The sequence below is a fragment of the Sinorhizobium terangae genome, assembly GCF_009601505.1.
Taxonomy (GTDB): domain Bacteria; phylum Pseudomonadota; class Alphaproteobacteria; order Rhizobiales; family Rhizobiaceae; genus Sinorhizobium; species Sinorhizobium terangae.
Map to the genome: position 1 here is coordinate 134947 of NZ_WITC01000085.1, position 25048 is coordinate 159994.

The 25048-nt window shown below is 61.4% G+C and carries 19 protein-coding genes, 1 pseudogene and 1 riboswitch; of the genes and pseudogenes, 12 read left to right on the forward strand and 8 right to left on the reverse strand.

Annotated features, from left to right (window positions below):
- Positions 1 to 192: 192 nt before the first annotated feature.
- The 3 genes from GHK62_RS20530 to GHK62_RS20540 all read right to left on the reverse strand — a co-directional run bounded on the left by GHK62_RS20530 (position 193) and on the right by GHK62_RS20540 (position 2923).
- On the reverse strand, positions 193 to 1518 hold the full coding sequence (locus GHK62_RS20530) for a M23 family metallopeptidase (protein ID WP_184108745.1): 1326 nt from the start codon (positions 1516 to 1518) through the stop codon (positions 193 to 195).
- A 93-nt stretch (positions 1519 to 1611) separates the two neighbouring features.
- Complete coding sequence (locus GHK62_RS20535; protein ID WP_153440957.1) at positions 1612 to 2439, reverse strand: ferritin-like domain-containing protein; 828 nt, start codon at positions 2437 to 2439, stop codon at positions 1612 to 1614.
- A gap of 16 nt (positions 2440 to 2455) precedes the next feature.
- Positions 2456 to 2923, reverse strand: a complete 468-nt coding sequence (locus GHK62_RS20540; protein WP_153440958.1) for a peroxiredoxin — start codon at positions 2921 to 2923, stop codon at positions 2456 to 2458.
- Positions 2924 to 3340: 417 nt separating this feature from the next.
- Here GHK62_RS20540 and GHK62_RS20545 point away from each other — a divergent pair, with 417 nt between their 5' ends.
- Positions 3341 to 6727, forward strand: coding sequence for a YhdP family protein (locus GHK62_RS20545; RefSeq protein ID WP_153440959.1), 3387 nt, complete (start codon positions 3341 to 3343; stop codon positions 6725 to 6727).
- Between the two features lie 140 nt (positions 6728 to 6867).
- Here the strand turns inward: GHK62_RS20545 and tyrS are convergent, their stop codons facing one another.
- Positions 6868 to 8118, reverse strand: coding sequence for a tyrosine--tRNA ligase (gene tyrS, locus GHK62_RS20550; protein WP_153440960.1), 1251 nt, complete (start codon positions 8116 to 8118; stop codon positions 6868 to 6870).
- Between the two features lie 171 nt (positions 8119 to 8289).
- On the opposite strand from tyrS, the gene GHK62_RS20555 reads away from it, so the two are divergent.
- Together GHK62_RS20555 and GHK62_RS20560 are read left to right on the forward strand one after the other, a co-directional pair.
- Positions 8290 to 9465: an anhydro-N-acetylmuramic acid kinase gene (locus GHK62_RS20555; protein WP_153440961.1), complete on the forward strand. Its 1176-nt coding sequence runs from the start codon at positions 8290 to 8292 to the stop codon at positions 9463 to 9465.
- A 120-nt stretch (positions 9466 to 9585) separates the two neighbouring features.
- On the forward strand, positions 9586 to 10785 hold the full coding sequence (locus GHK62_RS20560) for a GGDEF domain-containing protein (protein ID WP_153440962.1): 1200 nt from the start codon (positions 9586 to 9588) through the stop codon (positions 10783 to 10785).
- A 170-nt stretch (positions 10786 to 10955) separates the two neighbouring features.
- Here GHK62_RS20560 and GHK62_RS20565 read toward each other — a convergent pair whose 3' ends face one another.
- Entirely contained in the window at positions 10956 to 11633 is a 678-nt protein-coding gene (locus tag GHK62_RS20565; protein ID WP_153440963.1) for an alpha/beta hydrolase, read from the reverse strand.
- A 224-nt stretch (positions 11634 to 11857) separates the two neighbouring features.
- On the opposite strand from GHK62_RS20565, the gene GHK62_RS20570 reads away from it, so the two are divergent.
- The 7 genes from GHK62_RS20570 to sufA all read left to right on the forward strand — a co-directional run bounded on the left by GHK62_RS20570 (position 11858) and on the right by sufA (position 18993).
- A complete protein-coding gene (locus GHK62_RS20570) occupies positions 11858 to 13024 on the forward strand; it encodes a cysteine desulfurase family protein (RefSeq protein ID WP_153440964.1) in 1167 nt (388 codons plus the stop codon).
- 151 nt (positions 13025 to 13175) lie between these two features.
- The gene (sufB, locus tag GHK62_RS20575; protein ID WP_153440965.1) at positions 13176 to 14645 is read left to right on the forward strand and encodes a Fe-S cluster assembly protein SufB; all 1470 of its coding nucleotides are present in this window, start codon (positions 13176 to 13178) and stop codon (positions 14643 to 14645) included.
- A 76-nt stretch (positions 14646 to 14721) separates the two neighbouring features.
- Positions 14722 to 15477 carry a Fe-S cluster assembly ATPase SufC gene (gene sufC / locus GHK62_RS20580; protein WP_153440966.1) on the forward strand — a complete coding sequence of 252 codons (756 nt, stop codon included), beginning with the start codon at positions 14722 to 14724 and terminating at the stop codon, positions 15475 to 15477.
- A 22-nt stretch (positions 15478 to 15499) separates the two neighbouring features.
- Positions 15500 to 16777 carry a Fe-S cluster assembly protein SufD gene (gene sufD, locus GHK62_RS20585; protein ID WP_153440967.1) on the forward strand — a complete coding sequence of 426 codons (1278 nt, stop codon included), beginning with the start codon at positions 15500 to 15502 and terminating at the stop codon, positions 16775 to 16777.
- A gap of 13 nt (positions 16778 to 16790) precedes the next feature.
- The gene (locus GHK62_RS20590) at positions 16791 to 18032 is read left to right on the forward strand and encodes a cysteine desulfurase (protein WP_153440968.1); all 1242 of its coding nucleotides are present in this window, start codon (positions 16791 to 16793) and stop codon (positions 18030 to 18032) included.
- A gap of 98 nt (positions 18033 to 18130) precedes the next feature.
- On the forward strand, positions 18131 to 18511 hold the full coding sequence (locus tag GHK62_RS20595; protein WP_153440969.1) for an SUF system Fe-S cluster assembly protein: 381 nt from the start codon (positions 18131 to 18133) through the stop codon (positions 18509 to 18511).
- A gap of 89 nt (positions 18512 to 18600) precedes the next feature.
- The gene (gene sufA, locus GHK62_RS20600) at positions 18601 to 18993 is read left to right on the forward strand and encodes a Fe-S cluster assembly scaffold SufA (RefSeq protein WP_153440970.1); all 393 of its coding nucleotides are present in this window, start codon (positions 18601 to 18603) and stop codon (positions 18991 to 18993) included.
- Positions 18994 to 19110: 117 nt separating this feature from the next.
- Here the strand turns inward: sufA and gcvP are convergent, their stop codons facing one another.
- The 3 genes from gcvP to gcvT are packed head-to-tail and all read right to left on the reverse strand — an operon-like array spanning position 19111 to position 23493.
- The gene (gene gcvP / locus GHK62_RS20605) at positions 19111 to 21975 is read right to left on the reverse strand and encodes an aminomethyl-transferring glycine dehydrogenase (RefSeq protein ID WP_153440971.1); all 2865 of its coding nucleotides are present in this window, start codon (positions 21973 to 21975) and stop codon (positions 19111 to 19113) included.
- A complete protein-coding gene (gene gcvH, locus GHK62_RS20610; protein WP_153440972.1) occupies positions 21975 to 22337 on the reverse strand; it encodes a glycine cleavage system protein GcvH in 363 nt (120 codons plus the stop codon). Before gcvH ends, gcvP begins: the two co-directional genes overlap by 1 nt.
- A gap of 16 nt (positions 22338 to 22353) precedes the next feature.
- Positions 22354 to 23493: a glycine cleavage system aminomethyltransferase GcvT gene (gene gcvT, locus GHK62_RS20615; protein WP_153440973.1), complete on the reverse strand. Its 1140-nt coding sequence runs from the start codon at positions 23491 to 23493 to the stop codon at positions 22354 to 22356.
- 141 nt (positions 23494 to 23634) lie between these two features.
- Positions 23635 to 23722: riboswitch (glycine riboswitch) on the reverse strand.
- Positions 23723 to 23884: 162 nt separating this feature from the next.
- On the opposite strand from gcvT, the gene GHK62_RS20620 reads away from it, so the two are divergent.
- Positions 23885 to 24295, forward strand: a complete 411-nt coding sequence (locus GHK62_RS20620; protein WP_153440974.1) for a hypothetical protein — start codon at positions 23885 to 23887, stop codon at positions 24293 to 24295.
- Between the two features lie 143 nt (positions 24296 to 24438).
- Positions 24439 to 24954 (forward strand): annotated as a pseudogene (locus GHK62_RS20625) (copper chaperone PCu(A)C); the annotation flags it as partial.
- Between the last annotated feature and the right edge of the window lie 94 nt (positions 24955 to 25048).

Sequence of the window (25048 nt, forward strand, 5' to 3'; positions counted from 1 at the left end):
AAACTGTTTCCGTTCCGGTTCAATAGAACACTGATCGATCGATGGAAAATGCGCCACCACGTGGCGGCGCTCTTAAGCCGAAAGGCGCCGAAAGTCAAGAAATCCAGCACGTTGAAGCTGTGAAAGGTAAACGAGTGCGAATCTTCCCATTTCTTGTCAAGCGGAAGGAGACGGTGCTGGCGCCTGTAAACATCAATCCATCAGGCCCGCGAGCTTCGTTCCGGCGCGAAGAAACCGCACCGGATCGACGGCGCGGCCATTCAGGCGAACTTCGTAGTGCAGGTGCGGGCCGGTCGACCGCCCCGTACTTCCGGACTTGGCGATGACGTCGCCTGCTCGCACATGGTCTCCGACATTGACGAGAATGACCGACAGGTGGGCATAACGGGTCACGACTCCGTCGCCATGATCGATCTCGACCATGTTGCCGTATCCGCCCGTCGGCCCGGCCGTGGTGACTGTCCCGCCAGCAGCAGAGCGAATGCGCGTGCCGATCGATGTCCGAAAATCGATGCCCGCGTGGAGCGCCAGCCGACCGAGAAACGGATCCAGCCGGTTGCCGAAATTGCTGGTGACGTCAATGGTAGGCGCAGGACTTTGGAGCGGCAGCTTGCGGGCGGCGTCGCGGGTTTTCTCCAATTCCAGAAGCGCGCTATCGAGCGCAACAAGCGACTTTCCGAACGAATCTTCATCCTGCGGTTCGACGAACGGCCCACCGATCGCGCTTCCATCGGCGTCGCTAGCAGAAGCCTCCGCGGAACCGGCTGGCAGCGTGACGCCGGTGCGTTCCACGATCGTCCTGATCGCTTCGGATGTTCGGGTCGCGCTGCTCGTCAGATGTTCCATGCGTGCCATCTGATCGCGTTCGACATCCTTGAGCGAAAGCGTGATCTTGGAAAAATTCCGGTCCGCTCGATCCGAAAGGGTTTCCTTTTCGCCACTTTCGGGCGAGGCAGGTGCATAGGCGAGGGCGCCGAGACGCGTCGGCGTTGCGCCGGCTTCCCCGTTAAGGCCCATGATTTCTTCGATTGCTTCCACCCCACCGTTCGCATCCGCAGGCTTTTCGAGGGCGAGGGGGTCAATTACAGGAGATGTGCCCTCACCGAGATCTTCGGAAGTATCAGCACTTGCCGCCAAAGCACCAAACTTGTCGCTGCGCGACCATAGCGCCGACTGTTGCTCCAGGAGTTTCTCGACCTTCTCCTCGACCACCTGCTGGTCCAGCAACTGCCGACTCGTAACCCGGTCCACTTGCGCCCTGAGCGCGGTGATCCGGTCTTCGTATTCATGTTGCATGCGAGCCTGGCGAGCGATCGTGCCGCCGATCAGGTCGTCTCTCAGGACGAGATAGGTGGTAGCCGCCAGATAGCCGACGCTGAAGATCCCGACGACGGATGTAACAAGCGCCGCCATCCATGGGCGAACGGTCATGTGCCGCACCTTATCGCCGCTCGCCAGGATAAGCACATGACTTTGCCTGCGCTTTCGAAAGGCGCCGTCTGCCGAACGAACAGTCACCACATCACCCCCAGCCGGATGCGAAATAACTCGCGTTGCCCGGGAGCGATTACACTTTATTAGGGTTAACAAACCATTGAGCGTTGATCGGTGTCAGATGTTGGTGGACGCCGTCATCGAGCGGTAGAAGGATGGCGTCAGACCGGCTTCCGCACGCGCAACGTCATTGAACGGAGCCTTCAGCGGTCCGCGAAAATTTGCTCGCACGAGTGCCTGAAACGTTGCGGCCGGATCCTTCTTTTGCCGGGCGCAAAGGAAGCGGAACCATTTTGCACCGACGGCGACGTGGCCCTTTTCGTCCTCGTAGATCACATCGAGAACGGAGGCACTCTCGTGGTCGCCCGTTTCGCGCATTTTCGCCCGCAGGGGCGGCGTGACGTCGAGCCCGCGGGCTTCGAGTATGAGCGGCACGACGGCAAGGCGCGCGGTCAGGTCGTTCCGCGTGTCGTGCGCCGCCTGCCACAGGCCGTCATGCGCGGGCAGGTCGCCATAGTCCGCGCCGAGGTCGTTCAGCCTTTGCCGCACCATGCGGAAGTGTTTCGCCTCCTCGAAGGCGACCTGCATCCATCCGTCGAAGAAAGAATTGGGCACCGGTTCCGAGGCAAAGCGCGCGACGATATCGAGCGCCAGGTCGACGGCGTTCAATTCGATGTGGGCGATCGCATGGAGGAGGGCGATGCGCCCTTTCAACGAGCCGAGCGAGCGCCGCTTCACCTGGGTCGGCGGCGTGAGCACGGGTCTTGCCGGACGGCCTGGCCGCTCCGGAACCGCACGATCCAGCGGGGAGCGCAATGACAGCTTTCTTCCCTGCCAACGCCGAGCCGCCTCCTGCGCGAGCTCTGTCTTTTGGTGGAGATCCGCTGAGCGAATCGCCTCGATGGCAGCGCCTCGCAGGCTGTGGAACTGCGGAAGCTTGGTCATCCATCGCTCCTTCGGTTCAAAGCGCCTTTGCGGCGGCCAGAACCTCGCTCGCATGACCTGCAACCCTGACCTTTTCCCAGACCCGGTTGATCGTCCCGTCCGGGTTTATCAGGAACGTCGTGCGTTCGACGCCCATGTATTTGCGCCCATAGAGGCTCTTTTCCACCCAGACGCCATACGCATTGACGACGTTCTTCTCTTCATCCGCCGCCAGCGTGACCGTCAAATTGTGCTTCTTGGCGAAGCGATCGTGCTGTTTGACCGAATCGGGCGAGAGCCCGATCAGAGCAACGCCGGCGGCTTCGAATTCGGCGGCAAGGCCAGAGAAGGAGATCGCTTCCTCGGTGCAGGCCTTGGTATCGTCCTTGGGATAGAAAAAGAGCACCACCGGCTTGCCGCGATGAGCGGAGAGCGAGATCGCCCCGCCGCCGTCGCGAGGAAGCTCGAAGTCGGGCGCGACATCACCTGGTCCCAATCGTGCCATGATTTAACCTTTCTTACGCCAAGTTTTGCAGACATTCGGCAGCTACTGCATGTTTCCTCAAATCGGAGCCGATTTAAAACATGCGGCGATTCAAAGTGCTACAGCGTCCTTTTGCGCGTCTGACGAGACGCGCGGCGCTGTAGGGCATATCGAAAATCGACGGCGGCCGTCCAGCGGATTTGTGATAGATTTGACAGGTGGCGGACGGCTCCTTCGGCTAGGAGGTTGGTCGGCGCGTCGTCGTGCAAAAACTGGGGCGATAGCGAGCCTTTCCACAGCATCGGCAGGGACGCGTGGTGACTTGGCTCGACGAATTGTGATCTACATGGGTGAACAAAGGGTCCGGCCCTCGCGCGCGGCGACTGGCCTTACAAGGAAATTTGCAATGCCGCACTTAGGCGGAGGGCGCCGGCGCCGATGAGCGATATCCGCGGCGAAAGGGTCTGCTTTCGCAAGGAAGACATCGTCGCGCTGCACGAGCTGCCTTCGGCGCAAGCCCACGATCCGGTCATCGTGCATGCGCCTCGGCCGGGCGGCGCGCTGCGTTTTCTCGGCAAGATCATACTGTGCTGCTCGCTGCTCGCTTTCGTTGCCGTGGCGTCCCTTGTCGCGGTTATCGAAACCGGCCTGGTCGACGGGCCGCTCAACACACGGGCACGCACGGCGCTGAACGCTGCTCTTGGCGAAAACTATAATGCCGATGTCGAGAGCACCGTGATCCGCATGACGAGCGGCGGCGCGCTTGCGCTGAAGGCGCGCGGGGTGACGCTCAAGGAAAGCGGGTCGGGTCGCCACCTCGCTAAGCTCGGCGCAATTTCGATAGCGCTCGACCCGTTCTCTCTGATGACCGGACGCATAGCCGTGTCGCGGCTCGAGGCGGAAGAAGGCGAACTCGACACGGGCCTGCTGCCACGCGGCGAACCTATCGACCTCACGACGATCCGAATCGCGGATGTCGGCGAAGCGCTCGAGAAGTTGTTCGCCCAGGCGGACCGCCTGTCGCGACTGACTGCGGGCAGGGCGACACAAACCGTGCTGCTCTCGGATTTCAGCCTATCGGTCACAGGGTCGCGTGGTCGCGCCGTTCCCGTCGAAGTGAAAACGCTCGAGTTCACCCACGACCCCAATAGCTCCATGCGCGTCGATGGAATCGTTGCGATCGACGGCATCGAAGCGCAATTGACCGCCAAGGCCCTCGGTGAGAACGGCCGCATCGGTGGCTTCGAGGGGACCGTCAGCGCTTTGCCGCTCGCTCCCTTTCTCTATCACGGCAAATCGGGAAACGAGGAAGCCTTCGGCGTCGAGGCGGCGGCGGACGTCAGCCTGAAAGCCAGCCGTGCGGCTGACGGCCAGAAGCCGGCGCTGGAAGTCAGCGTCAGGACAACGCAAGGTTCGTTTCATGCGGGGGGCCTTGTTTCCGCTCTCAACCCGTCCGACCTGAACGTCTCCTATGATTTTGACCGCGCCTCGGTCGAAATATTGCCGTCCGTCGTCAAGATCGGACGCTCGAGCTTTCCTTTCACGGGCGCCCTCATCGATCTCGACAAGGTTGCAGAGGCCAGCCCTAAGGGCTTCGCCGTCGACCTTCTCTTGAGGAATGCGAACTCGGACCCCGAAGACATCCAGGAAAAACCGCTTGCCTTCGACGCCAAGGCAAGCGGACGCTTCGAGGCAGACAGTCACCGGCTTATTTTCGATCAGCTGGCGATATCGAGCCCACTTGGTTCCATGGCCGGTTCGCTTTCGGTCGCCTTCGGCAAGACGTCGCCGCAGATCAGCTTCGTCGCGCTCAGCGATCAGATGCATTCCACCGCGGTCAAACAATTGTGGCCTTGGTGGCTCGCCAAAGGAGCGAGACGGTGGGCGATAGGCAATCTCTTCGGCGGGACTGTGAGCGACGCGCGGATCGAGGTTTCGATACCCGAGGGACGGATCGCCAATAACCAGGGCGAGCTTAGGCTCGACGAGCGCGAGCTCAACATCAACTTCGCCATTGAAGACACCCGCATCAACATCGCCGGGGAGATTCCGCCGCTTCGCGACACATCGGGGCGTTTCAAGCTCAGCGGCGAACGCATGGTCGTCGACGTCGGAAAGGGGGCCGCCTATTTCCCATCCGGCCGCTCCGTCGCCTTGAACGGGGGCGACTTCGTCATACCCGACGTCTATTCGAAGCCGCTGATGGCGGAAATGAAGATCGAGGTCGGCGGGCAAGCCGACGCGATTGCCGAGCTTGTCGCCTACAAACCGATCCGTGCCCTCCAGAAGACGCCATTCGTGCCGGAGGATTTCACCGGGCCGATGACAGCCCTGGTGGGCGCGCGGTTCGGCCTGATTTCGGACCAGAAGCCCCCTTCGCCTCTCTGGCAGGCGGAGATGCAGCTACAGGACGTGACGATTAACAAGCCCATTTCCGGTCGTTCCATCGCCAACCTGGCGGGCACCATGCGGATCGACAACACCCGGGCGGTGCTTGAGGCCGATGCACTGATCGACGGTTCCAAGATGCGGATCGCACTGACCGAGCCGGTTGACAGCAAGGCAAACGTGAAGCGAACACGCGAGATCTCGGGGACGCTCGACGACGCCGCCAGGCGGAAGATCGCTCCGGCCTTGTCCGGCATCGTCAGCGGGCCGGTCGGCGTCGACGTTTCGCTTGCCGAAGACGGCAGCCAATCCGTCAAGGCGGACCTCGGCAAGGCGTCGCTGTCGCTGCCCTGGATCGGGTGGAGCAAGGGGGCCGGAATCCCTGCAAGAGCCCAATTCGCGGTCAAGGCAACAGACGGCGTGACGGAGGTCGGCGATTTCAATATCGCCGGCGACGGGTTCGGCGCCGCCGGTCGCCTGCGTGTCGATGACTCGGGCCTGGCATCGGCTGAACTGAACGATGTGCGCCTTGCAAGCGGAGACAATTTCTCCGTCACGATCGATCGCAACAAGGGCGGTTATGATGTTGGCTTGACCGGCCGAGCTGTGGACATAAGGCCGGCGCTGGTGCGAGTGAAATCCGGATCCGGTTCATCTGACAGCGGCAATATCACGCTCAATGCCCGGCTTGACGATGTCACGGGATTCAACGGCGAAGTCCTGTCCAATGTGCGCTTCTTGTATGCGGCTCGCGGGCAACAGATCGACGACATCGAACTTTCGGCTGTGACCGGAAGCGGGCAAGCGGTTGTGGCCAAGATGGCAAAATCCGGCGCCGACAACATACTGGAACTGACCACCGGCGATGCAGGCTCGCTGGCGCGTTTTGCCGATATCTACCGCAACATGAGCGGCGGCCTCATGAATCTGAGGTTGCGCGACCGTGGCGCACGTTCGTGGCGCGGTGCTGTTGATGTACGGAAATTCTCACTCGTCGGCGAACAGCGGCTCCAATCCATGGTCTCGACTCCGGCAGGAGAGGATGGCCGCAGCCTCAACCAGGCCGTTCGCCGCGATATCGATGTGAGCACCGCGCAGTTCGACCGGGGCTTCGCTCAACTCTTCCTGGATCAGGGTACGATCCGCGTCGAAAGCGGCGTCCTGCGCGGCGTCGATGTAGGGGCGACGTTCCAGGGCACCGTCCGCGACGCACGAGACCGAATGGACATGACGGGCACGTTCATGCCGGCCTACGGCCTGAACCGTTTGTTCGGCGAACTGCCTCTGATCGGAGTCCTGCTCGGCAACGGCCGTGATCGCGGCCTGCTCGGCATCACCTTCAAGCTGACCGGCCAATTCACGCAACCGCAGCTGACGATCAACCCGTTGTCGATCATCGCGCCGGGCGTGTTCCGCAACATCTTCGAGTTTCAGTAAGGCGAGCGGCCTCGATCCCGGCGCTGGTGAGGCGGATCCACCGAGTTGCTGTGGTCCGCGGCAGATGCAAACGCGGACGGGATGGGAAGCTGCACGCTCCCATCCTGTTCAAGAACGCTTCGGCTTCCACTCCGAGGGGCTCAGGCCAGCCGCACGAGGATATGCTTTTTCTTGCCGAGCGACAGCTTGATGACGCCGTCGGCGATGTCGTCATAAGCAACGACGCGACGTTCGTCGCTGATCGCTTCGTCGTTGATTCTCACGGCACCGCCCTGGACGTGGCGCCGCGCTTCGCCGTTCGAAGCGGCAAGGCCGGCGCGCACGATGAGCGTCAGCAGGCCGACGCCGGCTTCGAGTTCGGAGGCGGGGACCTCGATCGACGGCAGGTTCTCGGCAAGCGCGCCTTCCTCGAAGGTCTTGCGCGCCGTTTCGGCTGCCTGCTCGGCCGCCATGCGCCCGTGCAGCATGGCGGTGATTTCCGTCGCGAGAATCTTCTTGACCTCGTTGATCTCGGAGCCGCCGAGCTGCGCCAGACGATCGATCTCCGTCATCGGCAAGGTCGTGTAGAGCTTCAGGAAGCGCACGACGTCCGCATCCTCGGTATTGCGCCAGTACTGCCAGAAGTCGTAGGCGCCGAGCATATCGGGATTGAGCCAGACGGCACCGGTGACAGACTTGCCCATCTTGGCGCCGGATGCGGTTGTCAGAAGCGGCGAGGTGAGGGCGTAGAGCTGCGGCGTGCCCATGCGGTGGCCGAGATCGATACCATTGACGATGTTGCCCCATTGGTCCGAGCCGCCCATCTGCAGCCGGCACCCCGTCCGCTTGTGAAGCTCCACGAAGTCATAGGCCTGGAGGATCATGTAGTTGAATTCGAGAAACGAAAGCGACTGTTCGCGATCAAGTCGCATCTTGACGCTGTCGAACGACAGCATGCGGTTAACCGAGAAGTGGCGGCCGACATCACGCAGGAATTCGAGGTAGTTTATGCCAAGCAGCCAGTCCGCATTGTTGATCATCAATGCGTCCGTCGGCCCTTGGCCGTATTTCAGGTAATTGGAGAATACAGTCTTGATGCTGGCAATGTTGGCCGCGATCGTCTCCGGCGTCATCAGTTGCCGCGCTTCGTCCTTGAAGGACGGATCGCCGACCATGCCAGTGCCACCGCCCATCAGCGAGATCGGTCGGTGGCCGGTCGCCTGCAGCCAATGCAGCATCATGATCTGAATGAGACCACCGGCGTGGAGGCTTGGCGCGGTGGGATCGAAGCCGATATAGGCAGTCACGGTTTCCGTACGGAACAGTTGGTCGAGCCCGGCGTCATCGGAGGTCTGATGGATGAAACCGCGCTCGCTGAGGGTATGGAGGAAATCGGACTTGAACTCGGACATGACCTGTTTCTTTCGGCTGGGTAGGACGTCTGCGGGCGGCGTTTATCATTGTTTTATCGAAAGTGCACGTTTTTGGTTGGCGGGCATTTTGTTATGAACGCACTGGCGGAACGAGGACTGGTGCGCTCGGTTTCTGCCGACATCGATCGAGGCACGCGCGCGGAGAAATCAATGGGCAAGCTCTTGACGGCAATCGGCTTGATGAGCGGCACGAGCATGGACGGCATCGACGTTGCGCTGCTCCGGACCGACGGCGAGAACGTCGTGCAGCGTGGCCCCTCGGCCGGATACGCCTACGACGCGCGTTTCCGGGCGCGCCTGAAGCAGGGACTTGATGACGCGAGATCGATTGCCGTACGGACGGAAAGGCCGGGGGAACTCGCTCAACTGGAGCGAGACCTGACGCTGCGCCACGCGGAAGCAGTCGAATCATTCCTACATGAAAACAATCTGTTGCCTGAGAATATTGATGTAATAGGTTTCCACGGACAAACAGTCCTGCACCGCCCGGACGAGGCATTGACCGTGCAGATCGGCGATGGAGACTTGCTGGCGCGCGAAACACAAATCGACGTCGTCTACGACATGCGGGCCAACGACATGGTCCATGGCGGCCAGGGAGCGCCGCTCATTCCGGCCTACCACGCTGCTCTGGCGAACGGCTTGTCGGAAAAACAAGAGATCGATGCGCCGGTCGTCTTCGTCAATATCGGCGGTATCTCCAACCTCACATTCGTTGGCGCCGGCCGGCGGATCGTCGCCTATGACAGCGGTCCCGGCAATACGCTGATTGACCAGTGGGTGGAGGCCCACGCCGGTATCCCCTATGACCAGGGCGGCATGATCGCAAGCGAAGGCACGATCGTGCCAGAACTCGCCGATCGGTACCTTTCTCATCCATTCTTTACCGCTGAGAAACGCCGCTCCCTCGACCGAAACGACTTCACGCCGCCCTCGGGCGCCGACGCAAGCCTGGCAGACGGCGCTCGCACACTCGCCTACGTCACCGCGGCAGCAATCGTGAAATCGGCAGGGCATCTTCCGGAGGCCCCGGCCACCTACGTCATCTGCGGCGGTGGCCGCCTCAACCAGACCATCATGAAGGATTTGACAAGACTCGCCGGCGCGGTGCACGGCCGGGTGCTTGCCGCTGAAGCACTGGAACTGAACGGCGACTCGATGGAGGCCGAAGCGTGGGCCTATCTGGCGGTGAGATCACTGCGCGGCTTGCCGTTGACCTATCCCGAAACGACCGGCGTCGATCGCCCTGTAAGCGGGGGTCGATTTGCATCGAAGTCGGTAGATATCGAGGCTCAGCAAGCGACAAGGCAGGTCGAACTGCCCTGACAGCACATTTTTCCTTGATTTGCTCTAATTGTTTCTTTGCACTCCGCCGGTAGGATAGCTCGGTGTGTGAGATTTATGCGGATCCGTGATTCGCAGTCGGAACTCTTCGGAAGCTGTCGAATGGGTGGTGCGATTTCCCTTCTGGCCGTGAATTTCATCGTCGCCCAGATCTTTGCGGTCGCATTTCTTATCATCGCGGCAAAGAGTCGTTCGGGCCGACCAGCGATCTGGATCGCTGCCTGCTTCGTTGTCGCTTCCCTGTCGGCGGTGTTTGAGGCCGTTCTGCCCTTCAGCGCTTTTCCGCGCCTCTTCGCGATAGCGGCGTTCGCCAGCGTCCTCGGGGGCTTCAGCCTGCTCCGCGTGGGACTTGGACTGCATTACGACGTGCCGGTTCGGCCGGCGCTGCTTGCCGCTTTCTTCATCGCTTCGGTCATCGTCGATCTCGTGATCTACGACCTTCCGCGCGGCACCTTCCAGCATGCCTTCTTTTACCAGATGCCGTTCTTCCTCATTCAGGCGTGGTCCGCCTCAACGATCGTCCGGTCGCGGCGGCAAAATTACGCGGACCGCACGCTGCTCTGCCTTCTGGTGCTGAGCGCGATCTACTATCTTGCGAAGATCTACGCCGCAGTGGCGGCGGGCTCCGGAAGAACGGCGGCCGATTATGTCTCCAGCCCGTTTGCGCTGATTTCGCAGGCTCTTGGCGCCATGCTGATCGTCGGAACCGGCCTGGCGATGCTCGGCGTCATGGTGAAGGATATCATCGACGACGCGCGGGCGAGTTCTGAAATCGACGCCCTCTCTGATCTCTACAATCGCCGGGGCTTCGTGGAGCGTCTTGCTCCGATGCTGGAAAGACGCGGCACGGTCAATCCCGGCGCGCTCATCCTTACTGACCTCGACCATTTCAAGCAGGTGAACGACAGTTACGGCCATCATGCCGGGGACGAGGTGATCCGGCGGTTTTCGCGCCTTCTTCGCGATCTGATGCCGAGCCGCGCCGTTGCCGGGCGCCTCGGAGGGGAAGAATTTGCCGTCTTTCTTCCCCTGACGGATTTATCGGAGGCGCGTGTCCTCGCCCATGGCATCCGCGCGGCGATGGCCTCAATGCAGATTAACGGCCTGCCTGAAAAGGCGACGGTTACCGCCAGCTTTGGCGTCGCGGCGGTTGCCGTAAACGAGCCGCTCGAACTGGCCATGCAAAGAGCCGACAAGGCGCTCTATGCCGCCAAGGCCGCCGGACGGAACAGGGTGGAGTGTGCCGAAGCGCCGGCAGACGTCGTCAAGCCTGCAGTGCCGCATTGGGTTGGACGAAGCTAAAGCACGTCGCATTCGATTGGAGCCATGCGACGTGCTTTATTTTATTGCTTTCAGTGATGTCGTTGTCCCGAAACCGCACCACACTTTCGGGCGACATGCGCTAGACGCCACGTCTCAGTGCGTCCTCGCACGCTGAACTGCACGCGAGGACGATTCGGCCCGCCGCTATGTCAGCGAATGCGCTTGGCGGCCGGTTCCGGCGTCAGCTCGCCGTTGAGGCGGCGATCGAGATAGTCCTCGCACTCGGCCATCAGAGTCTCGATCTGGCCGTTGAAGAAGTGGTTGGCGCCCGGCACGGTCCTGTGGGTGATCAGGATGCCCTTCTGCGCCTTCAGCTTGTCGACGAGACCGTTGACGTCCTTCTCGGGGGCCACCTTGTCGGAATCGCCGTTGATGATCAGGCCGGACGAGGGGCAAGGGGCGAGGAACGAGAAGTCATAGATGTTCGGCTGCGGCGCGACCGCCATGAAGCCTTCGATTTCCGGGCGGCGCATCAAGAGTTGCATGCCGATCCAGGCGCCGAAGGAGTAACCGGCAACCCAGCAGCTTTTCGAATCTGGATGCAGGCTCTGCACCCAGTCGAGCGCAGAGGCGGCATCGGAAAGCTCGCCGGCACCATGGTCGAACTCGCCCTGGCTGCGCCCGATGCCGCGGAAATTGAACCGGAGCGTCGTGAACCCGCGCTTCTGAAACATGTAGAAAAGCTGGTAGACGATCTGGTTGTTCATCGTGCCGCCGAACTGGGGATGCGGGTGCAGGATGATGGCTATCGGGGCGCTCTTCTGCTTCGAAGGCTGGTAGCGACCTTCCAGCCGACCAGCTGGACCGTTGAAGATAATCTCGGGCATTGGCTCTCCGGGAATGTTTCTGGTTCTAATTGCGGTTTCAGTGCCGATCTTGTCTTGACGAAAGCAGTCAGCTTTTCTAAAACCTAGTTTAGAACCGTTCAAAACTTCGGTGCGGGCATTCCGCCTTGTGCTTCGTCTCATAAGGCAAGCGACGCGGAAAATTCAAGGAAAATGCAACGGCACCGATTGTAACGGCCGAGCCGCTTGTCCTAACGAAAGAAACGATGTCGGGATCGCGCATTTATATGGACTGGAACGCCACGGCGCCGCTTCTCACTGAAGCGCGCGAGGCCCTCCTGTCGGCGCTCGATCAGGTCGGCAATCCGTCGTCGGTTCACGGCGAGGGCAGGGCGATACGCACGCTTGTCGAAAGCGCCCGGCGTGATGTCGCCGCGCTTTGCGGCGCACAACCCGCCTCGGTCACCTTCACCAGCGGCGCGACCGAGGCCGCTAATATGGTGCTGACCCCGGATTTCCGAATGGGACGGACGCCGCTCAGGATCGCCAAGCTCTACGCCTCGGCGATCGAGCATCCGGCAGTCCGCGAGGGCGGACGTTTCGCGCGCGAAGATGTTTGCGAGGTGCCGGTGACGAGCGCCGGCGTCGTCGATGGTGCCGCGCTGGATGCACTGCTTGCCTCCCATGATCGCGAGGCCGGGCTGCCGATGGTCGCCGTGATGCTTGCCAACAACGAGACAGGCATCGTCCAGCCTATCGCCGAGGTCGCCGCCATAGTGCGCGCCCATGGCGGCCTCCTTGTCGTCGATGCCGTGCAGGCGGCGGGACGTCTGCCTTTGTCGATCGAAGCGCTTGGTGCCGACTTCCTCATCGTCTCTTCGCACAAGATCGGCGGGCCGAAAGGCGCGGGCGCACTTGTCGCGCGTGGTGAAGTCATGATGCCTTCGGCGCTGATCCGTGGCGGCGGGCAGGAGAAAGGTCACCGTTCGGGTACTGAAAATGCGCCCGCACTTGCCGGCTTTGGAGCGGCGGCCCGGGTGGTTGCCGGTAACATAGACGGACGGATTACGGCCGTTGCCGCTTTGCGCGATCGGCTCGAAGCCGAAATGCAGTCGTCGGCGCCGGATGTAGTGATCCACGGACGCGATATTGCTCGCATCGGCAACACGACCTTTTTCACGCTTCCGGGCCTGAAAGCTGAAACCGGCCAGATTGCCTTCGATCTCGAAGGCGTGGCGCTTTCGGCGGGATCGGCCTGCTCCTCCGGCAAGGTCGGGCAGAGCCACGTGCTGACAGCTATGGGTTACGATCCTCGCCAGGGCGCATTGCGTATATCAATCGGCGAGACAACGACGGAGGCCGAAATCGAGCGTTGCGCGGCTGTCTTCGCGAAGGTGGCGGCCCGCCGGCGCTCAACCGGAAAGGCCGCATGAGGCAAAACGTTGAAGGAATTTGCGGAAAAGCAAATTTCCGCTTGGCAAATGGGGTGAAAAGCGCCTTTTAGCCATTACATAAGCGGTGCGCAAAGTTTGCATCGTGTTGACAAGCTGCCGGACCTTGGATCCGGCAAGATTGGAGAACGACATGCCTGCCGTGCAGGAAACCATTGATCAGGTCCGCAAGATCGACGTGGACCAGTATAAATACGGCTTCGAAACGCATATCGAGATGGAAAAGGCGCCGAAAGGCCTTTCCGAGGATATCATTCGTTTCATTTCGGCCAAGAAGAACGAACCGGAGTGGATGCTGGAGTGGCGTCTTAACGCCTATCGCCGCTGGCTGACCATGGACGAGCCGAGCTGGGCGCGTGTCCGCTACCCGAAGATCGACTTCAGCGACATCCACTACTACGCTGCGCCGAAGAGCATGTCGGGGCCGAGGTCGCTCGATGAGGTCGATCCGGAACTGCTCGCGGTCTACGAGAAGCTCGGTATCCCGCTCAAGGAACAGGAAATCCTTGCTGGCGTTCAGAAGTCGAAGATCGCCGTCGACGCGGTGTTCGATTCCGTCTCGGTCGTCACGACCTTCAAGGAAGAGCTGAAGAAGGCCGGCGTGATCTTCATGTCGATCTCGGAAGCGATGCGGGAGCATCCGGACCTGGTGCGGAAATATCTCGGCACGGTTGTGCCGCAGTCGGATAATTTCTATGCAACGCTGAACTCTGCCGTCTTCACCGATGGTTCCTTCGTCTACGTACCCAAGGGCGTGCGGTGCCCGATGGAGCTTTCGACCTATTTCCGCATCAACGAGCGGAACACCGGCCAGTTCGAGCGCACGCTGATCATCGCCGACGAGGGCGCCTATGTGTCCTATCTCGAGGGCTGCACCGCACCGCAGCGCGACGAGAACCAGCTTCATGCGGCGGTCGTCGAGCTGATCGCGCTCGATGACGCCGAGATCAAGTATTCGACGGTGCAGAACTGGTATCCGGGCGACAAGCATGGCAAGGGCGGAGTCTACAACTTCGTCACCAAGCGCGGCGATTGCCGCGGCAAAAATTCGAAGATTTCCTGGACGCAGGTGGAAACCGGTTCGGCGATCACCTGGAAATATCCGTCCTGCATCCTGCGCGGCGATGGCTCGCGCGGCGAGTTCTACTCGATCGCCGTCTCCAACGGTCACCAGCAGGTCGACTCCGGCACCAAGATGATCCATCTCGGCAAGAACACGTCGAGCCGCATCATCTCCAAGGGCATCGCCGCCGGCGTTTCGGACAACACCTATCGCGGTCAGGTTTCAGCCCACCGCAAGGCGGAGAACGCCCGCAACTTCACCCAGTGCGACTCGCTCTTGATCGGCGACAAGTGCGGTGCCCATACGGTGCCCTATATCGAGGCGAAGAACTCGACGGCGCAGTTCGAGCACGAGGCGACGACGTCCAAGATTTCCGAGGACCAGCTGTTCTACTGCCTGCAGCGCGGCATTCCGGAAGAGGCGGCGATCGCGCTGATCGTCAATGGCTTCGTCAAGGAAGTCATTCAGGAGCTGCCGATGGAATTCGCCGTCGAGGCGCAGAAGCTGATTGGCATCTCGCTGGAAGGCAGCGTGGGCTAACACCTCGACCTGATTATCGAAAAGCGCGCGGGACTTGCGCGCAAAGACTATTCGCTTCCCAAGAGGACGATTGAAAATGCTTGAAATCAAGAATCTGCACGCCCGCATTGCCGAAGACGGCACGGAGATCATCCGCGGCCTGAACCTGACCGTGAAGGCGGGCGAAGTCGCCGCCATCATGGGACCGAACGGCTCCGGCAAGTCGACGCTATCCTATGTGCTTTCCGGTCGCGAAGACTATGAAGTGACTGAAGGCGACATTCTCTATAACGGCGAGAGCATTCTGGAGCTCGACGCTTCCGAGCGTGCGGCGAAGGGCATCTTCCTCGCCTTCCAGTATCCGGTCGAGATTCCCGGCGTTGCTACCATGCAGTTCCTGAAGGTGGCGATGAATGAACAGCGCAAATATCGGGGCGAAGAGGAACTGACGACACCGGAATTCATGCGCCTCGTCAAGGAAGCGGCCGGTGACCTCAAGATCGCGCCGGAAATGCTGCGCCGTCCGCTGAACGTCGGTTTTTCCGGCGGCGAGAAGAAGCGCGCGGAAATCCTGCAGATGGCGCTGCTTCAGCCGAAGCTTTGCGTTCTCGACGAGACCGACTCGGGCCTCGACATCGATGCGCTGAAAGTCGTCGCCGACGGCGTCAATGCGTTGCGTTCGCCGGATCGCGCCGTTGTCGTGATCACGCACTACCAGCGCCTGCTCGACTACATCGTGCCGGATACCGTCCACGTCCTCTACAAGGGTCAGGTCATCAAGTCGGGCGACAAGACGCTGGCGCATGAACTCGAAGCCAAAGGCTATGCGGATCTCATCGAGGCGGCAGCCTGACGCCTGTTGAAGGAGTGTTCGAATGAATATGCAACAGGCCATCAAGATGACGGCTGCCGAAACCGCGCTGGTCGATGCCTATACCGCGCAGATCGGTGATCTGCCCGGCGACGGAGCGGTGCTGTCGCTCCGCGACACGCTCGTCCACGAACTGAGGACGGCGGGGCTGCCGACACGTCGCATCGAGTCATGGCACTATACGGACCTGCGCACCTTGCTACGCACGGTACCTGCCGCCGATCCGTCAGCCTTTGCCGACAGGGTCGATGCCGTCGTTCCGGGTTCGTCCGTTCTTCCGGTTCGCAGCGGCCAGGCAGACCTCAAGGGCCTTCCCGAGGGTGTGACGGCGCGCTCCTATACCGACAGCCTGATTGACGGTTCGGCTGTTGCCGGCCTTGCCGTGCTCGGCTCGGATGATGCAATCGGCCGGATCAATGGTGGGCTGGTTCGCGGCGGTCTCGAAATCGAGATTGCGGAAGGGGCCGAACTTGAAGCGCCACTCGAGATTCAGGTCGTCCAGAGCCACGGCCAGACGCACACGCGCTTTCCCGTGGCCTTCGGCGCCGGCTCCAAGGCTACGGTGATCGAACGGCATCTGTCGACAAACGCGGAGCCAAGCTTCGTTTCGTCGGTGAGCGACGTCACGCTCGCCGAGGGTGCCGACGTGATCTGGATCATCGTCCAGCAGCAGGGCGCGGACGATACGCATCTCGGCCAGATCCGCTTCGACCTCGGCAAGAACGCGAAGCTGCACCTCTTCGTCATCAATGCCGGCGGCAAGCTGGTGCGCCAGGAAATCCACGGCAAGGCGAGCGGCGAGGGCGCCGATCTGACGCTGCGCGGCATCAACCTGCTCGGCGGCGACAGCCACACGGACGTGACCTTCACGCTCACCCATGACGTGCCGCACACCACGTCGAGCGAGATCATCCGCAACGTCGTTTTCGACCGGGCGAAGGGCGTATTCCAGGGCAAGATCCTGGTCGCCAAGGACGCGCAGAAGACGGACGCGAAGATGGCCTGCAATACGCTGCTCTTGTCCGACGATGCCGACATGTCTTCAAAGCCGGAGCTCGAAATCTTTGCAGATGACGTGCAGTGCGGTCACGGTGCGACGGTCGCCGACATCGACCACACACAGCTCTTCTACATGCTCGCTCGGGGCATCCCGGAGAAGAAAGCGCGCGCGATGCTCGTCAACGCCTTCGTCGCCGAGATCGTCGAAGAGCTTGAAGACGACGAGGAACTGGTCGAGGCGCTGGAAGGCATAATCTCGGCCTGGCTGGAAAAACACGCCTGATTGGACGAAGGATATGGAACATATCGTGCCGGTGCCGGCCTATGACGTCGAAGCCATCAGAAAGGATTTCCCGATCCTTTCGCGGACGGTCTACGGCAAGCCGCTTGTCTATCTCGACAATGGCGCATCGGCACAGAAGCCGCAGCTCGTTATCGATGCCGTGGCCCATGCCTATGCCAATGAATACGCCAACGTCCATCGCGGCCTGCATTTCCTGTCGAACGCCGCAACGGAAGCCTATGAGGCGGCGCGCGAGAAGGTTCGCCGCTTTCTGAACGCGCCATCGGCCGACAATATCATCTTCACCAAGTCCTCGACCGAAGCGATCAATGCGGTCGCCCACGGCTACGGCATGCCGAAGCTCGGGGAGGGCGACGAGATCGTGCTCTCGATCATGGAGCACCACTCCAACATCGTTCCCTGGCATTTCATCCGTGAGCGCCAGGGTGCGAAGCTCGTGTGGGCGCCCGTCGACGACGACGGCGCGTTTCACATCGAAGATTTCGTCAAATGCCTGACGGAACGGACAAGGCTCATTGCCATCACGCACATGTCGAACGCGCTCGGCACGGTCGTACCGGTGAAGGAAATCTGCCGCATCGCACGCGAGCGCGGCATTCCGGTGCTGGTCGACGGCAGCCAAGGTGCGGTGCATATGCCGGTCGATGTTCAGGACATCGATTGCGACTGGTACGTGATGACCGGCCATAAGCTTTACGGCCCGTCTGGTATCGGCGTGCTCTACGGCAAGATGGATCGCCTGAAGGAGATGCGTCCTTTCATGGGGGGCGGCGAGATGATCGAGGAGGTGACCGAGGACCGCGTCACGTACAACGACCCGCCGCACCGCTTCGAGGCCGGCACGCCGCCGATCGTGCAGGCAATCGGCCTCGGCTATGCGCTCGATTATATGGAAAAGGTCGGCCGGGAAGCGATACGCGCCCATGAGGCAGATCTCACGGCTTACGCGCGAGAGCGGCTGTCATCGATCAATTCGCTGCGGGTCTTCGGCGACGCGCCTGGCAAGGGCAGCATCTTTTCCTTCGAGATTGCCGGGGTCCATGCCCACGACGTTTCGATGGTGATCGACCGCGCCGGCGTTGCCGTCAGGGCCGGAACACATTGCGCGCAGCCGCTCTTGAAACGGTTCGGCGTCACCTCCACATGCCGTGCGTCCTTCGGCCTCTACAATACCCGGGCCGAAGTCGATGCGCTCGCGGATGCGCTGGACCACGCTCGGAAGTTTTTCGCGTGAACGCACGCTGCAAAGCGTCTGTTCAAAACATGGATTGCCGCAGGTTCTTGCCGTAAAGGTGTGGCACACTTTCGCGGAGCCTGCTCAGGGAGACGGACATGAGTCTGGACGCAACGCAAGAAAAGATCGATGTCCGCGAAGGCATCGTTCACTCGGCCATCCCGGCCGAGGAATTGGCGCGCCTTAGCGACGACATCATCGGGGCGCTCAAGACAGTCTATGATCCGGAAATCCCGGCCGATATCTTCGAACTCGGTCTTATTTACAAGATCGACATCGAAGACGACCGGATGGTGAAGATCGAGATGACGCTGACCGCTCCTGGCTGCCCCGTTGCGGGTGAAATGCCGGGCTGGGTCGAGAACGCCGTCGGCGCCGTCGAGGGTGTTTCTGGCGTCGAGGTGACGATGACCTTCGATCCTCCGTGGACGCCGGATCGCATGTCGGAAGAAGCACAAGTCGCGCTCGGCTGGTACTGAGCCATATTGATCCGTTAAGATACGGGCATTACATTAGATTCTGGAAAGCGCCGGGCCTTTACCCCGGTGACGTGAAGGAGATAAAGTCGATGGGCTTTGCCGTAATGAGCCTGACCGATGCGGCCGCCGGCCGCGTGCGGGCGATCGTCGAGCATGCGGGAGGCGATGCCAAGGGCATTCGCCTCAGCATCAAGAAGGGCGGTTGCGCCGGCATGGAATATGCCGTCGATCTCGTGACCGAACCCAACGCCAAGGACGATCTCATCGAACATCTCGATGCAAAGGTCTGGGTCGCGCCCGAAGCCGTCCTTTACCTGCTTGGCACTCAGATGGATTTCGAAGTGACGCCGCTCCGCTCCGGCTTCACCTTTAACAATCCCAACCAGACGTCGGCCTGCGGCTGCGGCGAGTCCGTCGAACTCAAGCCGGCCGACCTTGCTGCACTGGCCGCCAGCGGCGAGGCGGTCGTTCGCGCGAACTGACGTTTTGCAAATGCAATGAATTTAAAAAAGCCCGGTTTCAGACGGGCTTTTTCGTTTCATCGCATTGTCGTTTGATGTGTCGGCGGGCGTGCACGAGGCACGCCCCGCCGCCTCACATCATTCCGCCGCTTCCGCGTAGCTTTCGATTGGCGGGCAGGTGCAGACAAGGTTACGGTCGCCGTACACATTGTCGACACGGTTGACCGGCGACCAATATTTGTCGACCCGGAAGGCGCCCGGCGGGAAGCAGGCCTGCTCGCGCGAATAGGGCCGGTCCCAGTCGCCAACGAGGTCTTCCACCGTATGCGGCGCGTTCTTCAGCGGATTGTTGACCTTGTCCATCCGGCCCTCCTCGATGGCCCGGGCCTCCTCGCGGATAGCCAGCATCGCATCGCAGAAGCGGTCGAGTTCGGCCTTGGTTTCCGACTCGGTCGGCTCGATCATCAGCGTGCCGGCAACCGGCCAACTCATGGTCGGCGCATGGAAGCCGCAGTCGATCAGACGCTTGGCGACATCGTCGACGGTTACGCCTGCGCTGTCGGCGAGCGGACGCGTGTCGATGATGCATTCATGCGCGACACGGCCCTTAGCCGACTTATAGAGCACGTCGTAGGCACCCTTCAGCCGCGCGGCGATATAGTTGGCGTTGAGGATCGCCACCTTGGTTGCCTGGGTCAGGCCCTCGCCACCCATCATCAGGCAGTAGCTCCAGGAAATCGGCAGGATCGAAGCCGAACCGAAGGGAGCCGCGGACACCGCGCCCTCATGGCCATCCGTTTCCGGATGGCCCGGAAGGAAGGGAGCAAGATGCGCCTTCACGCCGATCGGCCCCATGCCCGGGCCGCCGCCACCATGCGGAATGCAGAAAGTCTTGTGCAGGTTCAGGTGGCTGACGTCGGAGCCGATGTCGCCCGGCCGGGCAAGGCCGACCATGGCATTCATGTTGGCGCCATCCAGATAGACCTGGCCGCCGTGCTTGTGGACGATTTCGCAGACTTCCCGCACGTTTTCCTCGAACACGCCATGCGTGGACGGGTACGTGATCATGCAGCAGGAGAGATTGTCGGCATATTGCTCGGCTTTAGCACGGAAATCGTCCATGTCGATTTCGCCGATGTCGCTGACCTTGACGACCACCACCTTCATACCAGCCATCTGTGCAGAGGCCGGGTTGGTGCCGTGCGCCGAGGTCGGAATGAGGCAGACGTCGCGATGGCCGTTGCCGTTGGCGATGTGATAGGCGCGAATCGTCAATAGTCCGGCGTATTCACCTTGCGCACCCGAGTTAGGCTGCATCGAAATCGCGTCATATCCGGTGACCGCGCAAAGTTTTTGCGACAGGTCCTCGATCATGTGGCGATAGCCGAGCGCCTGGTCCGCCGGAGCGAAAGGATGAATTTCGGAAAACTCCGGCCAGCTGATCGGCAACATTTCCGCCGTTGCGTTGAGCTTCATCGTGCAGGAGCCGAGCGGGATCATCGCCCGGTCGAGCGCGAGGTCGCGGTCCGCGAGACGGCGGATGTAGCGCGTCATCTCGCTTTCGGCGCGGTTCATGTGGAAGATCGGGTGGGTCAGGTATTCGCTGGTGCGCAGCAGCGGCTGCGGCAGGCGATAGCCCGGCTCGAAATCTTCCACCTTGAAATCGCCGCCGAAGGCGCGCCAGACAGCTTCGAGCGTCACCGGCCGCGAACGCTCGTCAAGGCTGATGCCGATTTTCGTGTTGCCGATCTTGCGAAGGTTCACTTCCTCGGCCACCGCCGTCTTCAGGATAATGCCCTGCAGCTTGCCGACCTCGACCGTGATCGTATCGAAGAAGACATTCGGCTCAACCGTGTAGCCAAGCTTTTCCAGCCCCATGGCGAGACGCACCGTCTTCTGGTGAACGCTTTGCGCAATCGCCTTGATGCCCTGCGGGCCGTGGAAAACGGCATACATCGACGCCATCACAGCAAGCAGCACCTGCGCCGTGCAGATGTTGGACGTCGCCTTTTCGCGGCGAATGTGCTGTTCGCGCGTCTGCAGCGACAGACGGTAGGCGCGATTGCCGCGCGAATCGACCGAAACGCCGACAAGCCGGCCCGGCATCGAGCGCTTGTAGGCATCCTTCACCGCCATATAGGCCGCGTGCGGACCGCCATAGCCGACTGGGACGCCGAAGCGCTGCGTCGAGCCGATGGCGATATCGGCGCCCATCTCACCTGGCGACTTCAGCAGCGCCAGCGCCAGCGGGTCGGCCGCGACGGCGGCGATCGCACCCTGCTCATGCAGCGTGGCGATCAGCGTCGTGAAATCGCGAACATGGCCATAGGTGCCCGGATACTGGAAGATCGCGCCGAAGACATTGGCGGCATCGAGATCCGCGAAGGGATCGCCGACGACGACCTGCCACCCGAGCGGCGCGGCACGGGTTTTCAGGAGCGCGATCGTCTGGGGGTGGCAATTCTCGTCGACGAAGAAGGTCTTCGCCTTGGATTTCGCAACCCGCTCTGCCATGGCCATGGCTTCCGCAGCCGCCGTTGCCTCGTCGAGCAGCGAAGCATTGGCGACATCGAGGCCGGTCAGGTCGCAGACCATGGTCTGGTAATTGAGCAGCGCCTCGAGCCGGCCTTGGCTGATTTCGGGCTGATAGGGCGTATATGCCGTGTACCAGGCGGGATTTTCCAGAATGTTGCGCTGGATGACCGGCGGCGTGATCGTGCCGTAGTACCCCTGGCCGATCAGCGAGACAAGTTTCTGGTTGCGGTTCGCCGTTTCGCGCAGCTTGTCGAGCGCCTCGCGCTCGGTCATCGCCGTGCCCCAGACGAGCGGTGTCTTCTGGCGGATCGCGGGCGGAACCGTATCGTCGATGAGGGCGTCAAGGCTCGGATAGCCGACGACCTTCAGCATCTCCTCCATTTCCGCGGGCGACGGGCCGATGTGGCGCCGATTGGCGAAGTCGTATGGCTTGTAATCCGTAAAAGTGAAGTCCTTGGGCATGCTCATCAGGCGACGAGCTCCTTATAGGCCGCTTCGTCGAGAAGGGCATTGGCGGCGCTCGGATCGGCGAGCTTCAGCTTAAAGAACCACGCGGCTCCCTGCGGATCGCTGTTGACGAGCGACGGATCGTCGACGATCGCCTGGTTGACCTCGACGATCTCCCCGTCGAGCGGACAATAGACGTCGGAGGCTGCCTTCACGGATTCGACGGTAGCGGCCGAATCGCCCCTGGCGAAGGAGGCACCGGCTTCCGGCAGTTCCACGAAGACGAGATCGCCGAGCTGTCCGGCTGCGTGCTCGGTGATGCCGACGGTCGCGACGTCACCTTCGATCTTCAGCCACTCGTGTTCCTCGGTGAATTTCAGCATGGGCGCTCTCTCCTGATCAGCGTTTGTAGGTTTGTTTCACAAAGGGCAGGGCGGTGACGGTGAGCGGCAGATATTTGCCCCGCACCTCTGCGTAAAGCTTCGTGCCGTTACCGGCTTGGGCGGCGTCGACATAGCCCACGGCAACCGGCCCATCGACGCTCGGGCCGAAGCCGCCGGAGGTAACGGCGCCCACGGCTATCTTGCCTTCGGCGTCCGCAAAAACGTTCGCACCGCCACGAACCGGCGCGCGGCCTTCCGGTTTTAAACCGACACGGCGGCGCTTGGCGCCATTGGCGAATTCGGCGAGGATGCGCTCGGCACCCGGGAAGCCGCCGGCGCGAACGCCGCCCGAACGGCGGCTCTTCTGGATCGCCCATTCGAGCGCGGCCTCGACCGGGGTCGTGCCGGTGTCGATGTCGTTGCCATAAAGACAAAGACCCGCCTCAAGGCGAAGCGAATCGCGCGCGCCGAGACCGATCGGCATGACGTCCGGATGTTCGAGCAGGCGCTGGGTAACATCGACCGCCGACGTGACTGGAATGGAAATCTCAAAACCATCTTCGCCGGTATAGCCGGAGCGGGAAATGATGCAGGCCACGTCGTGGAGGTCGGCTTCGGCCACATCCATGAAACGCATGGAGGCTACGTCTGCCCAGAGTTCGCAGAGCACTGCTTCTGCGCGCGGCCCCTGCAGCGCAACCAGCGCACGGTCGTCGAGCATCGTGACCTCGCAAGTATCGCCGAGGCCCTTCTTCAGGTGCTCGAAATCCGCGTCCTTGCAGGCGGCATTGACAACAAGGAAGAGATGATCGCCGAGATTGGTGATCATCAGGTCATCGAGGATACCGCCTTCATCATTGGTAAAAAGGCCGTAGCGCTGGCGGCCCTCCGCTAGGCCGAGAACGTCTACCGGCACCAGCTTTTCGAGCGCCAGAGCCGCGTCCTCGATACGACCAGACCTCGGCCGAACGATGATCTGGCCCATGTGCGACACGTCGAAGAGGCCCGCCGCGGCCCGGGTGTGCAGGTGTTCCTTGAGCACGCCTTCCGGGTATTGCACCGGCATGTCGTAGCCGGCAAAGGGCACCATGCGCGCACCGAGCGAAAGGTGCAACGCGTTAAGCGGCGTGTGCTTCAAATGGGAAATATCTTCCAAATCCGGCCTCCAGGTCTGGCGCATCCTGCGCCGGCTCACACTACCGGCGTCAAACGCCGAGAAATTTGAGCCCCCTCTGTCCCTTTGCCTGAGATTGTTATCCCTTCGGCGAGCGCGAACGCTTCTCTCCAGAGTCCTACCGGTATCTTGCTGGTCCTTTGGCCTGAGAGTTTCCGGGGCGGTTGCTCCTTCGGCACCGGATTGAACCGGTTTCTCCCAACGAGATCGTCTCCAGATAACGGCGAAGCCCAGAACTTGGCAAGAGCCTATGTCGCGACCGAACATATTTTTGTCGCGGAGGCTTCATCACCACTGCTCGCTACGTGCGGCAATTCGGCCTTTGCAATTCTAGTCGGCTAGGGATAACGAATTGGCTGACCAAGAGGGAACCATGGCAAGGCGCGTGGACAAATGGCGGGTTGCGGTGCGGATGCTCGCCGCCTTTGCGCTCGTTTTCCTGTCTTTCGCCCACAAGCCGGCTGTCTCGAAGACACTGGGCCCAGCGGCGGCTGCCGACTACCTGCTGCCCGACGGTACGTTCGCGGATATCTGCTTCGGCACGGACGGTGTCAATCATGATGCCGGGCAGCAGGGCAAAGCGCCGAACATCGCCCCCGTGTGTGAAGCCTGTCGCCTGGCCGGATCGGTGCTGCTGCCGGCGCCACCCCAGGAAAGCACTCCCGCAGAAAACGGCAACTGGCTTGCCAAGGCAGCGGTCATCAAGACCGAAGCGGCTCTTACCCCATTGCGGCTGCTACCGCCGTCACGTGGTCCGCCAACATCTGTCGTAACCTTTTCCTGACGCATATCATTTTTCATTCTGCCGCAAATGCGGTGCTCACCACAGAGGGCCAGAGGCCCGCGTGGTTCGGAGATTACGACATGACGAAGACAAAACTCACCCTGCTTGCCGCCAGCCTGACACTTGTCGCCGCAAGCATGGCGCAGATGGCAGCCGCGGGCCAGAGCACCCATGCTCTCAAGAGCCCGGCACCGACCGTGACGCTCGCAAGCAGCACACAGGGACACGATGAGCATGACAGCCACCAGACGGCCGGCGCTCCGGTCGAAGTCGGCGACCTCGAAATTTCCGGCGGTGCCGTCAAGTCGATGCTGCCCGGCGCGAAGGTCGGCGGTGGCGGCCTTGTCGTCAAAAACACCGGCAGCGCCGACGATCGACTTCTGGCCGTCGAAAGCCCGGCAGCAGGACGCGTCGAGATGCATGAAATGAAGATGGAAAACGACGTCATGAAAATGCGCAGGCTCGAGGACGGCGTCGCGATCCCGGCAGGCGCGACGGTCGAGCTCAAGAGCGGCGGCCTGCATTTGATGTTCATGGAGGTGAAGAAGCCCTTTGCGGAGGGCGACACCGTGCCCGTGACGCTCACCTTCGAAAAGACCGGCAAGGTCGATTATGTGCTGCCAGTCGGCGCAGCTGTTGGTGGCCACGAGCACAACTAGCGCGAGATGCACTCACGTGCGTTCGCGCAGCAGCTCTATCTGCTTGTTTTTGCGGCATTTGTGCGACGTCAGCTGATTCCACCTGACTGCAAAA